This window comes from Actimicrobium sp. GrIS 1.19, assembly GCF_035984655.1.
GTDB lineage: Bacteria > Pseudomonadota > Gammaproteobacteria > Burkholderiales > Burkholderiaceae_D > Actimicrobium.
In genome coordinates, this window is sequence record NZ_JAXCHT010000003.1 from 140,479 (window position 1) to 152,522 (window position 12,044).

The window sequence follows — 12,044 nt, forward strand, 5'->3', positions numbered from 1 at the left end:
GTCAGTGCGATTCCTGTACAGGTTGACCGATCAGGTGATGCACCAGACGTTCCATTTTCATGGAACGCGAGCCTTTCACCAGCACGGTTGAAGCGGGGGTTGCGGCAGTCGTGACGGCCTGCGTGAGCGCGTCGAAATCGTTGAAATGGTGGGCCTGGGCGCCAAATGCGTTGCCGCTGTGCTGGGCCAGGTCGCCCAGCGTGAAGAGTTGCTCGATGCCGCGGCCGCGCGCATAGGCGCCGACTTCTTCGTGGTATTTGCGGCCATCGTTGCCGACTTCGCCCATGTCGCCCAGCACCAGCAGGCGCGGCGCCGGCGTGGCGGCCAGCACATCGATGGCGGCACGCACCGAGTCGGGGTTGGCGTTGTAGGTGTCGTCGATCAGCTGCGCGCCATTGGCGGCGCGCTTGCGCTGCAGGCGTCCACCCACCGGTGCGAATGCGGCCAGGCCGCGCACGATGGCATCCGGGCTGATGCCGATGGCGACGGCGCAGGCAATCGCAGCCAGGGCATTGCGGACATTGTGCTGGCCGGCGGCGGAAATCTGTACATCGAATTCGTGGCTGCCGGCGCGCACCTGCAGATCGCTGCCAAAGCCATTGTTCTGATGGGTACAGGTGACGTCGGCGCCGTGCGTCAAACCGAAGGTCATGATCTTGCGCTGCCCGACCGCACTGGCGAACTCGCGCCACAGCGGCGTGAACGGATCGTCGGACGGGAACACCGCGATGCCGTTGGCCGGCAGACTGCTGATGACCGCGCCATTTTCGCGCGCGACGGCTTCGACGCTGACCATGAATTCCTGATGCTCGCGCTGGGCATTGTTGACCAGCCCCAGCGTCGGTTGCGCGATTGCTGCCAGTTGCGCAATCTCGCCCGGATGATTCATGCCCAGTTCGATGACCGCCGCCCGCGTCTCAGCAGTCAGGCGCAACACGGTCAGCGGCACCCCAATGTCGTTGTTCAGATTGCCGCGCGTGGCCAGGCAATGCTCGGGGCCGACTGCGGCGTTCAGGATCGCCGCCAGCATTTCCTTGACGGTGGTCTTGCCATTGCTGCCGGTGACGCCGATCACCGGCAGCGAAAACTGCCGGCGCCAGTGGCGTGCAATCGCGCCCAGTGCAATGCGTGTATCCGGCACCAGCAAGGCGGGCAAGGTCAGGTCGGCCGGCAGATGATCGACCACCACCGCAGCGACGCCACGCGCGGCCAGGCCGCCGAGGAAATCATGGGCGTCGTAGCGTTCGCCGCGCAGTGCCACGAACAGGCTGCCGGCCGGGGCGCTGCGGGTGTCGGTGGAGACGCCCTCGAATTCGGCATCGCCGGTAGCGCTGGCGCCGCCGATCCATGGCTGCAAATCGAACAGGGAAGACTTCATGAATTGGCGCCTTTGGTGGTGGCTCGCGTGGCCAGTGCAATGGCTGCGTGGTCGGCGTCAAGGAAGGGCAATTTCTTGCCACGAATCTCCTGATAACTCTCGTGTCCCTTGCCGGCCAGCAGGATCACATCGGCCTTGCCGGCATGACGCACGGCCCACAGGATCGCCGCCGCGCGGTCCTCGATGACCAGCGGCACGGTGTGGCTGGCCTCCACACCAGCCAGGATCTGCGCAATGATGTCGGCCGGCAGTTCGCTGCGCGGATTGTCGCTGGTGACGATGACGTCGTCGGCACCCATGGCGACGGCACCCATCTGGGGTCGCTTGCCGGGATCGCGATCGCCGCCGCAACCGAATACGCACCAGAGCTTGCCGCCGCGCTGCGACGCCACTGCACGCAGCGCCGCCAGGGTTTTTTCGAGTGCATCTGGGGTGTGGGCGTAGTCGATGACGACCAGCGGTGCATCCTGGCCGCCGAATTGTTGCATCCGGCCGGGCACCGCCGTCAACGCTTCGACCGCATCAATGATGGCGCGCAACGCCAGGCCCTTGGCCAGCAGCGCACCGATGATTGCCAGCACATTGCTGACATTGAAATTTCCGACCAGGCGGGTTTTGACCAGCATGCTGCCCGCCTCGGTCGCCAGCTGGAAGCTGGTACCGATGTGGCTGGTGCGGATGTCGCTGGCGCGCAGCACGCTGGTCGCCGGCAGTGCAACATCGGTGAGCGCATCGTTGAGCGTATACCCGGTCACGGCGACGGTCGGCCTGGCCTGTTGCAAGCGCGCCAGCAACCGCAGCCCCATCGGATCGTCCAGGTTGATGATGGCGGCCTGCAGTCCCGGCCAGTCGAACAACGCGATCTTGGTGGCTTCATAGGTCGCCATGTCACCGTGATAGTCAAGGTGGTCGCGGGTCAGGTTGGTGAAGACGGCGACCTGCACCGGCAGTCCGTTGAGGCGACCCTGGTCGAGCCCGATCGACGAAGCCTCGATCGCCAGCGCGGTCGCCCCTTCGGTGCGCAGATCGCGCAGGCGGCGCTGCAACAGCACTGCGTCAGGGGTGGTGTAGCCGGTTTCGGCCAATGCATCCGCAACGCCGCGGCGGTACAGGCCCGTGCCGAGCGTGCCGATCACCGCGGCCGGGTCGCCCAGGCGCGACAGCGCCGCTGCCAGCCATTGGGTGCATGAGGTCTTGCCATTGGTGCCGGTCACGGCGATGGTAAACAGATCCGCCGCCGGCATGCCATACCACTGCGCAGCGACCAGCCCGGCTTGCTGCTTCAGATTGGGCACCGCCAGATTCGGTACCGCCGGTGTGCCCGGCCTCTGGAAATCAACACTCTCGACCACCACCGCTGCCGCGCCGCGCGCGACGGCGTCGTCAATGAACCGGCGGCCGTCGGCAAAGTCGCCCGGATAGGCGAGGAATGCATCACCTGCATTCACTGCGCGCGAATCCGATGTCAGCTCGGCCCCCGGCGCGCATTGGCGCAGCCAGTCAACGATGTCGGCGGGCGAGATCTTCACAGGCTCTCCTGCAGCGGATTGTCAGGAATCACGATATTGGTCACAGTCGAATCCGGCGCCACATTCATCGCCCGCAACACATTGGCAGTGACCGATGCAAACACCGGCGCGGCGACATCGCCGCCAAAATGGCCGTACGCGGTCGGTTCGTCCACCATGACTGCGATGATGATGCGCGGATTCGAGGCCGGCGCGAAGCCGACGAACGACGCCACGTACTTGTTGACATAGCGTCCGGCCACCACCTTCAGTGCAGTACCAGTCTTCCCGCCGACCCGATAACCAGGCACCTGGGCTTTTGGCGCGGTGCCCTCCGGACTGACCACGGTTTCAAGCATGGCGCGCATTTCCAGCGCTGTTTTCTCGCTGATGACGCGCTGCCCGACGGGTGGCTGGCTCACCTTGGAAAACGAGAGTGGAATCAAGTCGCCGTTGCGCGCAAAGATCGTGTACGCCCGCGCCAGCTGAATCAGCGAAACAGAGATGCCGTGCCCGTAACTCATCGTGGCCTGCTCGATCGGACGCCAGGTCTTGAACGAGCGCACCCGCCCGGCCACCGCGCCGGGAAAACCAATCTTTGGTTGCTGGCCGAAACCGACCGTCGTGAACATTTCCCACATTTCCTGTGCCGGCATTTGCAGCGCGATCTTTGCGGTGCCGATATTCGATGACTTCTGGATGATCTGCTCGACGGTCAGCAAGCCGTGCGCATGCGAATCGCCAATGGTGGCCGTACCGATCGTCATTTTTCCGGGCGAAGTCTGGAAGGTGGAAGTCGGTTTGACGCGATTCGTATCCAGCGCCAGCGCGACCGTGAATGGCTTGAGCGTCGAGCCCGGCTCGAAGGTGTCAGTCAGGACGCGATTGCGCAACTGCGCGCCGGTCAGAATCTGCCGGTTGTTTGGATTGTAGGTCGGCAGATTGACCAGCGCCAGCACCTCGCCGGTTTGCACATCGAGCACCACGATCCCGCCGGCCTTGGCTTTCGATTTCTCGACCGCTTCCTTCAACTGGGTGTAGGCGATGTACTGGATCTTGCTGTCGATCGACAGGGTCAGATCGTGGCCGTCATGCGGCTCGCGGATCGCGCCAATATCCTCGACAATGCGCCCCAACCGGTCCTTGATCACGCGCCGGCTGCCGACGGTGCCGGCGAGATTCTTTTGCGACGACAGTTCCATGCCATCCTGGCCAGCGTCCTCGACATTGGTAAAACCGACCACGTGCGCCATCACGTCGCCTTCGGGATAGAAACGCTTGTATTCCTTGCGCGTTTCGATGCCGGCAATATTCAGCGCGGCAATCCGGTCCGACGTCTCTTTTTCGACCTGGCGTTTCAAATAGACAAAATTGCGGTCGGAATCCAGCTTGTGATGCAGGTCGGCGTCGCTCATGTCGAGCAGTTGGGCCAACTCATGCAACTTGGCCTTGGGCGCTTCCTGCACATCATCCGGAATCGCCCAGATTGCCTTGACCGGCATCGATGACGCCAGCACCTGACCGTTACGGTCGGTGATCTTGCCGCGGGTCGCAGGCAGTTCGAGGGTGCGCGCATAGCGCGATTCGCCCTGCTTCTGCAGGAATTCGGTCGAGATTCCCTGCAGCCACAGCGCGCGGCCCGCCAGGGCGACGAACGCGGCGAAGAGCACGAACAACACAATCCGCGAACGCCATACCGACAGCTTCAGCGCCAGTACCGGACTGGTCGAGAACGGCACGCCTTTCGAGGCGGCAATGCGCGCCCCGGCGGCGGAGTTGCGAGGTTGGCGCCGCATCATTTGGCGTCCACAGTCAGGTATTGAATCCGTGCGGGCGTCAGTGGGACCATGTTGAGGTCGCGCTTGGCGCTGGTTTCGATGCGGGCATGCTTGCCCAGCGTGGATTGGTCGAGCTGCAGCTGGGCCCAGTCGATATCGAGCTGCCGGGCCAGCGATTGCGAACGCTCCAGCTCGATGAACAATTGGCGCGCCTGATATTGCGCATTGACGAGCGACAGTGCGCACAGCACCAGCAACGTGGTGAAGAACAGGTTCAACCGGCCGCTCATCGCGCCCCCGCATCGGGCAGGCGCTGCGCCACGCGCATGACCGCGGAACGGGCGCGCGGGTTGGCGGCAATTTCTTCGGCGGAGGGCTTGGCTTTGGAGATCAGGATCATTTCAGGTTGCGGCAAATCAATCGCGCGAATCGGCAGGCGACGGTCTGGCTGCGCCACCTTTGCCTTGGACGCCATGAAGCGCTTGACGATGCGGTCTTCCAGCGAATGAAAACTGATCACTGCCAATCTCCCCTGCGGCGCCAGCCGGGCATACGCCTGCTGCAAGCCTATTTCGAGTTCTTCAAGCTCCTGATTGATGAAAATCCGGACAGCCTGAAAGGTACGAGTTGCCGGGTCCTTGCCTTTTTCGCGGGTTTTGACTGCATGTGCCACGATCGCGGCAAGCTGTCGTGTGCTTGAAATTGGCTCGACTGCCCGGCCAGCAACAATCGCCTTTGCAATCTGAAAAGCAAACCGTTCTTCCCCATAATTGCGTATCACTTTCTCGATGTTTTCTTCGGTTTCGGAAGCCAGCCACTGTGCTGCGGAAATACCCCTGGTCGTATCCATGCGCATGTCGAGCGGCCCATCGGCACGGAAACTGAAACCGCGCGCCGCGTCGTCCACTTGTGGCGACGAAATCCCAAGATCAAGCAAAACACCATCAACTAGACCGACTCCCTGCGCTGCCAGCGCCGACTCCATGGTTGCAAAACTGTCGTGCACAATCAGAAAACGCGGATCAACGATCTGCTGCGCGGCAGCGATTGCCTGCGGGTCCTTGTCGAATGCGATGAGTCGCCCTTTGGCGCCAAGCTTTTCCAGGATCAGCCGGCTGTGCCCGCCGCGGCCAAAGGTGCCGTCGACATACACGCCATCCGCACGCGCGCCGTCAAGCAACAATCCTGCGACTGCTTCCTCCAGCATGACGGTGCGGTGCTGGAACTCTGGCACCACTTGCGAGGTACTCACGGCGCGTCAGAAAGAAAGATCGCGCAGGACATCCGGAATGCCGGCCGCCAACGCCTGGGCTTCGTGCTCTTGCAATCGGCCCCCGTCCCAGATGTCGAAATGGCTACCCATGCCGATCAGGCGCACGTCGCGGCCGATCCCGGCGGCGGCGCGCAATTCTGGCGAAATCAGGATGCGGCCGGCCGAATCCATCTCGATATCAGCGGCGCTTCCAAGATAGATGCGTTGCCAGGCGCGCGCCGACATCGGCCAGGCCGCGATTTTTTCACGCAGGGATTCCCACACTGGGCGAGGGAAGAACAGCAGGTTGCCGTCTGGATGCCGGGTCAGCGTGACGCGACCTTCGCACTGCAACGCCAACGCGTCACGGTGCTTGGCCGGAATGGTCATCCGGCCTTTCGCATCGAGATTTAATGCTGACTCCCCTGTAAACACCCTGAATTTCCCCTTGGTTACTGCTTTTTATCTGGCTGTTGTGATTGATGCATTGCGATGAACACACTTTTCGCCCCACAAAAATACACTTTTTCACACTGGCACCCACTTTAGAGGATGCCGAATTTGCGGTCAAGTAATATCAAGGCAACGAAACAGGGATTTTTCCAATAAAGTCAATGACTTAGCGTGTTTCATTAACGCAATCTGTAAACGCATATCCCTGCAAAATTAGGGACTTATGAGAGATAGTGAAAGTAGCGCCTGAGCTATACACATGTGTTTGACGCGGTCTTTGGTGCAAAAACTATTTTTCCCGCCCGTCGCGCCGACGCAAAGCAGGCCCGGCACCCCTCCTGAGCCGCGCCCCGGGGCACGCGAAACTCACATTCCGTCTTCTGCTCAAAGCCAATGCGCGTCGTCATACGGCGGGATGGTCTCGTGGATTATTTCTAATTTCGAAACAGTACCTTGCGATTTTTCGTCTTTTTTGCGCGCAATGCGGGGTATAAACTTCGCTTCATCGATGAGCACACGGCAAAAACAGTGCGACTCACCGAGGCAGGACCCAACGGGCTGCAGCAATGCCCGAACCGACGAGCCCGGAACCATCCCACTAACTTTTTGGAGATTCACAATGAATATCAAACAACTTTTCGCCGCTATCGCCCTGATTTCCGCCACTGGCGCTGTCTTCGCTGCTGACCTGATGCCGTTCACCGAAGCCGACAATTTCAAGTCGTCGAAAACCCGCGCTGAAGTCAAGGCCGAAGTCCTGCGTGCCAATCAGCAATCGATGCTGGCCCATGGTGATCTGAGCGCATCGGACCTCCCGGCCGTCGCTACCAAGAGCACCCGTGACCGCAGTGAAGTTCGCAAGGAAGCAATCGAGTCAGCCAAAAACCAGAAGTCGGATACGAATCGCCCGATCGGCAGCTGATTGTTGTTCGCCCATAAAAAAACGCCACATCATGTGGCGTTTTTTTATGGGCGACTGCGTTTGAATCAGAAGTGACCGACCCCAAACAATCCGATCAAGCCGATGACAATCAGATATAGCGCAACAATCAGATTGAGCAGCTTTGGCATGACCAGAATCAATACGCCTGCTACCAGGGACACGACAGGGGCCAGCGCGAGATGAATATTCATGGTGGTTTCGATCCGAAATTAAAATGAAGCAAGCCGATAGGCCGGATTCTGTTACGACGCCCGGGCGAACCCGTTTGCTATGACAGCCATTCCTCTAGGCCGTGAATTACTCCACGGCTCAAGCTTTCTACCCGCACGCTCCGCGAGCCACATCAACGCGTGCCTATTTGAAATTGCTCCGGGTGGAGGTTACCGCGTTTCACCGTAACTTAATACGCTCGTCTCTGTGGCCCTGTTCCTCGCCTCACGGCGGACGGCCATTAACCGTCACCCTGCTCTATGGAGTCCGGACCTTCCTCCCGCCCGCACCAAGATCGAAATCCTGGGGCAGACCAGCGACTGTCTGGCTTGCTTCAGCGCGCATTGTATCTTGCGCCCAGGTGTTTCTGGTAACTTGATGCTTTTCATGCAAATGCAACGAGGAAGACAATGACACGTTCGGGTGGTCAGATTCTGGTCGATACACTACAAATTCAAGGCGTCGACCTGGTATTCGGGGTCCCCGGCGAAAGTTATCTGGCCGTGCTTGATGCGTTGCATGACGCACCCATCCGCTTTATTACAAACCGGCAGGAAGGCGGCGCCGCTTTCATGGCGGAGGCCTATGGAAAACTGACCGGCAAGCCCGGGATCTGCTTTGTCACCCGCGGCCCGGGCGCGACCAATGCGTCGATCGGGATCCATACCGCGATGCAGGATTCGACCCCGATGATCCTGTTCATTGGCCAGGTGGGCGGCGATTTCGTCGAGCGCGAGGCTTTTCAGGAAATCGACTATCGGCGCATGTTCGGGCCGATGGTCAAATGGGTCGCGCAAATCGACCGCGCCGAACGGATCCCGGAGTACGTCGCCCGTGCTTTTCAGACGGCTACCAGCGGACGTCCCGGTCCGGTCGTCCTCGCCCTGCCCGAAGACATGTTGACCTCACTCGCAACGGTCGGCGACGTGGCGCGCTACCAGCCAGTGCAAGCGGCGCCTTCGCCGGCACAGACGGCGTCATTGCGCGCCCTGTTCGAACAGGCACAGCGACCGTTGATACTGCTCGGTGGCGGTGGCTGGAGCAGTTCTGCCTGCGCCGACCTGCAACGCTTTGCCGAACGCAATCATCTGCCGGTGGCATGCGCATTCCGCTTCCAGGATCTGTTCGATAATTGCCACCCGAATTACGTTGGCGATGTCGGTATTGGCATCAATCCACAACTGGCACAGCGCGTCCGTGACGCCGACCTGATTCTGGCGCTCGGTCCGCGACTGGGTGAAATGACTACCGGCGGGTACGCACTGTTAAGCGCGCCGCGCCCGCATCAGCGCTTGATTCATGTCCACGCTGGCGTCGAGGAACTGGGACGGGTCTACCAGGCCGACTTGTTGATCAATAGCGGCATGGCGGAAATGTGCGCGGCATTGGCCGGGCTGGACCTGCAAGAAAGCATCCGCTGGACCGAACAGACCGCCAGCGGCCATCGCGCCTTTCTCGATTGGCAGACGGAGCCGGCTGTATGCGCCGATCCTGCAGTAAAGCTGAATTTATGGCAGGTCATGCGTAGCTTGCGCACCACACTGCCGCGCGACACGGTCCTGACAAATGGCGCCGGAAACTTTGCCTCATGGGGTCACCGATTCTGGCAATACGGCGAACGCAGCGCCGGCCTGCGCACGCAATTGGCACCCACTTCCGGGGCGATGGGCTACGGCGTTCCCGCCGGCGTGGCCGCGGCGCTGCTGGCAAATCACGAAAACCGGCCGCGCAGCGTACTGACTCTGGCCGGGGATGGCGATTTCATGATGAACGGCCAGGAGCTCGCTACCGCAGTGCAATATGGCGCGCAGGTGCTCTTCATCATCTTCAACAACAGCATGTTCGGGACCATCCGGATGCATCAGGAACGCCACTACCCGGCGCGGATATCCGGCACGGAATTGCACAATCCCGACTTCGCCGCGCTGGCGCGCGCCTATGGGGCGTTCGGCGAAATGGTCGAAGAAACCGGGCAGTTCCCGGGCGCACTGGCGCGCGCCCGGGCCCACATGGCCAGCCACGCAGGGCCGGCACTCATCGAGTTGCGCTATGACGGCGATCTCATCTCCCCATCAACCACTTTGGGAGCAATTCGCCGCATTGCACAAGCCGATGCTGGCGAGTGACGGGTGCGCCGGCGCGGCCGTTGCGCGGCGACCTGCTTCCCAAATCAATTGGGGTGTCAACGGATTATCCCGACGAGGCGTTTGAACAACTCCTGTAAAAACCCTGGCAGCCATTCTGGTTTCAGCATGCCGGTTTTGCCTTGACAGGTTCTTCAAATGCAGCGCAGTCAACTCCTATTTTGACAACACTGTCATTGTGGTTTGTTTGTCAGTTGTGTAGGCTGCGATAGCACTATTTTCTTACCCCTTTGTTTGTTCAATCGCTCTAATCGGAGAATCAAGATGAAAAAAGCCCTGCTGCTGTTAGCCCTCGTTCAAATCGTTACGCTGTCGGCCTTCGCGCAGACCGCTGCTCCTGCTGCCGATGCTCCCAAGTCACGTGCTGACGTGAAAGCTGAAACCAAAGCAGCTGCCAAGGCTGGCGAACTCAAAGGTGGCGATGTTGCTCCTGTAGCCGCTCCTGTTGCACCAGCCGGTAGTGGCAAAGCCCGCGCCGATGTCAAGGCCGACACGAAAGCAGCTGCCAAGGCTGGCGAACTCAAGGGTGGCGACATTGCTCCGGTTCCAGCACCTGCAGCCACGGCTGACGGCAAAACCCGCGCCGAGGTGAAAGCCGAAGCCAAAGCAGCCAACAAGGCTGGTCAATTGGCCAAAGGCGACGAAGTCGATGTGCCAAAACCAGTTGTGACCCGCAAGTCGGCAGCCAAGAAAGCCGCCAAAGCCAAAGCCGCTGAAGAAGCCGCTGCAGCCAAGTAAGCTGCCTGACACGACGGTCGCTGCATAGCGACCTCAGTGCAATACAGCCCGCACCCGCATTTCGATGCCGTGCGGGTTTTTTTCGTCCATGGTGATGGAACGAGGCCACTGCGGAGCGCCACCAAACAGGGTTATCCACCAGCGCGCTATCTCTGTGCCATCGATTGAGACGTTTTATCCATGCGTATTTCCGCCGTCAACAGGAATGGCTTGTCGTTATTGACCGCGTTGCGGTTTTCAGGGACCGGCTTGCGAGTACAACCAGTGCGGCGCCTGCTGCCGTTGTCGCCGACGAACCAGTTCCGCTCCGAGAGCGAGCAACGCGAGCTGCGTCGCGCCATCGACAGGAGTTCGCGCGCTGGCCTGGCGCGCGTGTTGCGCAGTTTGCCGCTCAGTCCTGCGCGCGATGACGTTGATGCTGCGCGATCGCAAGCGGCCAATGAAGCCGCCACAGCCCAAAGCCCGACCGACAGGAGCCGCAGCCGACTGGTTGTTGTGCCGTCCCGATTGCTGCGACAATTTCCGCGCACCAGTGCGGCCGCAAGGCGCAGCAAAACCGTCACGCTGAGCACCGAGCAGGATCATGTCGTGCATGTGCGCACGCCCGACCATATCGCGTCGGCATTGCGTCAATCCTACTCAACGAAACCCAACGCCCCGATCGATCAGGTGGAAGAATCCCGCCAGCCGGATGCCGACCACCTCGGCACACGCGCGAACCGGGACCTTGCGCGGGCGCTGCCATACCTCATGCACCGCGCCAATGGCCGACGCATCCACGCCCGGCTTCTGATCCTGCTGCAGGCGATGCAGCGCTGACTTTTCCGCGTCGGCATCCGCCCTGCGGCGCACCCTGGTTGCGAAGCGCTATCGACCGGACGCCGGTGCCGCAGCGCGCGCCGCGGCAATGATGGCGGCATAGCCCGCCAGCACTGCGGGCAAACCCATATCGATGCTTTCGACGATCAAGGCGTGCCCGATCGAGACTTCCAGAATGTCCGGCAGCGTCAGGAAATCCGCCAGGTTGTCCAGATTCAGGTCATGGCCGGCGTTCACGCCCAGGCCTGCGTCCGTCGCCCTGCCGACGGCGCGACGAAATGCGGCGAGTACCGCCGGCGAGCGTTCGCTGCCGAAGGTTTCGGCAAAGGGCTCGGTGTACAGCTCGACGCGATCGGCGCCAAGCTCCCTGGCCTGTGCCAGGTGCGGGTTCTCGACATCGATGAACAGACTGCTCCGGATGCCGGCGTCGCGCAGCCGCGCAAGAACCGGCCGCAGCGCTGCCGCATCCCGCACCAGATCCCAGCCGTGATCGGAGGTCAACTGGTCCGGGCTGTCAGGCACCAGCGTGCATTGGGCCGGTCGCGCGCGCAGCACGACGTCCAGAAACTCCGCCGTCGGATTGCCCTCGACGTTGAGTTCACGTCCGTGCGCGGCGGTCACCGCGAGCAATTCGGTGACATCCGAATAGCGCGCATGCCGTTGGTCAGGACGCGGGTGCAGCGTGATGCCGTCGGCGCCCAACTGCAGGCAGCGCTCGGCGAACGCGCACACGTCCGGATAATTGCGCCCGCGCGAATTACGCAGCAAGGCAATCTTGTTGATGTTGACGGACAGCTTGGTCATGGTGTGATACTCCCCTC

12 protein-coding genes and 1 other RNA gene are annotated in these 12,044 nt (G+C 61.3%); 4 read left to right on the forward strand and 9 right to left on the reverse strand.

Annotation, left to right across the window (positions count from 1 at the left end; translation table 11 throughout):
* Nucleotide 1: 1 nt before the first annotated feature.
* The 6 genes from RCH09_RS03905 to RCH09_RS03930 are packed head-to-tail and all read right to left on the reverse strand — an operon-like array spanning nucleotide 2 to nucleotide 6,351.
* Entirely contained in the window at nucleotides 2–1,378 is a 1,377-nt protein-coding gene (locus RCH09_RS03905; protein WP_326939738.1) for a UDP-N-acetylmuramoyl-tripeptide--D-alanyl-D-alanine ligase, read from the reverse strand.
* On the reverse strand, nucleotides 1,375–2,907 hold the full coding sequence (locus RCH09_RS03910) for a UDP-N-acetylmuramoyl-L-alanyl-D-glutamate--2,6-diaminopimelate ligase (protein WP_326939739.1): 1,533 nt from the start codon (nucleotides 2,905–2,907) through the stop codon (nucleotides 1,375–1,377). Before RCH09_RS03910 ends, RCH09_RS03905 begins: the two co-directional genes overlap by 4 nt.
* Nucleotides 2,904–4,685, reverse strand: coding sequence for a peptidoglycan D,D-transpeptidase FtsI family protein (locus tag RCH09_RS03915; protein WP_326939740.1), 1,782 nt, complete (start codon nucleotides 4,683–4,685; stop codon nucleotides 2,904–2,906). The genes RCH09_RS03910 and RCH09_RS03915 overlap by 4 nt, the downstream gene beginning before the upstream one ends.
* Nucleotides 4,682–4,954 (reverse strand): cell division protein FtsL, encoded by a 273-nt coding sequence (gene ftsL / locus RCH09_RS03920; protein ID WP_326939741.1) that lies wholly within the window; start codon nucleotides 4,952–4,954, stop codon nucleotides 4,682–4,684. The genes RCH09_RS03915 and ftsL overlap by 4 nt, the downstream gene beginning before the upstream one ends.
* Nucleotides 4,951–5,916 carry a 16S rRNA (cytosine(1402)-N(4))-methyltransferase RsmH gene (gene rsmH / locus RCH09_RS03925; RefSeq protein WP_326939742.1) on the reverse strand — a complete coding sequence of 322 codons (966 nt, stop codon included), beginning with the start codon at nucleotides 5,914–5,916 and terminating at the stop codon, nucleotides 4,951–4,953. The genes ftsL and rsmH overlap by 4 nt, the downstream gene beginning before the upstream one ends.
* A 6-nt stretch (nucleotides 5,917–5,922) precedes the next feature.
* Nucleotides 5,923–6,351 carry a division/cell wall cluster transcriptional repressor MraZ gene (locus RCH09_RS03930; RefSeq protein WP_326939743.1) on the reverse strand — a complete coding sequence of 143 codons (429 nt, stop codon included), beginning with the start codon at nucleotides 6,349–6,351 and terminating at the stop codon, nucleotides 5,923–5,925.
* A gap of 637 nt (nucleotides 6,352–6,988) precedes the next feature.
* On the opposite strand from RCH09_RS03930, the gene RCH09_RS03935 reads away from it, so the two are divergent.
* On the forward strand, nucleotides 6,989–7,291 hold the full coding sequence (locus RCH09_RS03935; RefSeq protein ID WP_326939744.1) for a DUF4148 domain-containing protein: 303 nt from the start codon (nucleotides 6,989–6,991) through the stop codon (nucleotides 7,289–7,291).
* 65 nt (nucleotides 7,292–7,356) lie between these two features.
* Here RCH09_RS03935 and RCH09_RS03940 read toward each other — a convergent pair whose 3' ends face one another.
* Both RCH09_RS03940 and rnpB read right to left on the reverse strand, forming a co-directional pair.
* Nucleotides 7,357–7,503 (reverse strand): DUF3096 domain-containing protein, encoded by a 147-nt coding sequence (locus tag RCH09_RS03940; protein ID WP_326939745.1) that lies wholly within the window; start codon nucleotides 7,501–7,503, stop codon nucleotides 7,357–7,359.
* A 21-nt stretch (nucleotides 7,504–7,524) separates the two neighbouring features.
* Nucleotides 7,525–7,858: RNase P RNA component class A (gene rnpB / locus RCH09_RS03945), an RNA gene on the reverse strand.
* A gap of 74 nt (nucleotides 7,859–7,932) precedes the next feature.
* Here rnpB and RCH09_RS03950 point away from each other — a divergent pair.
* From RCH09_RS03950 to RCH09_RS03960, 3 genes are all read left to right on the forward strand, one after another.
* Nucleotides 7,933–9,648 carry a thiamine pyrophosphate-binding protein gene (locus tag RCH09_RS03950; protein WP_326939746.1) on the forward strand — a complete coding sequence of 572 codons (1,716 nt, stop codon included), beginning with the start codon at nucleotides 7,933–7,935 and terminating at the stop codon, nucleotides 9,646–9,648.
* 282 nt (nucleotides 9,649–9,930) lie between these two features.
* Entirely contained in the window at nucleotides 9,931–10,404 is a 474-nt protein-coding gene (locus RCH09_RS03955) for a DUF4148 domain-containing protein (RefSeq protein WP_326939747.1), read from the forward strand.
* Nucleotides 10,405–10,653: 249 nt separating this feature from the next.
* The gene (locus RCH09_RS03960) at nucleotides 10,654–11,223 is read left to right on the forward strand and encodes a hypothetical protein (RefSeq protein WP_326939748.1); all 570 of its coding nucleotides are present in this window, start codon (nucleotides 10,654–10,656) and stop codon (nucleotides 11,221–11,223) included.
* Nucleotides 11,224–11,271: 48 nt separating this feature from the next.
* Here the strand turns inward: RCH09_RS03960 and RCH09_RS03965 are convergent, their stop codons facing one another.
* Nucleotides 11,272–12,027 (reverse strand): pyridoxine 5'-phosphate synthase, encoded by a 756-nt coding sequence (locus RCH09_RS03965; RefSeq protein WP_326939749.1) that lies wholly within the window; start codon nucleotides 12,025–12,027, stop codon nucleotides 11,272–11,274.
* Between the last annotated feature and the right edge of the window lie 17 nt (nucleotides 12,028–12,044).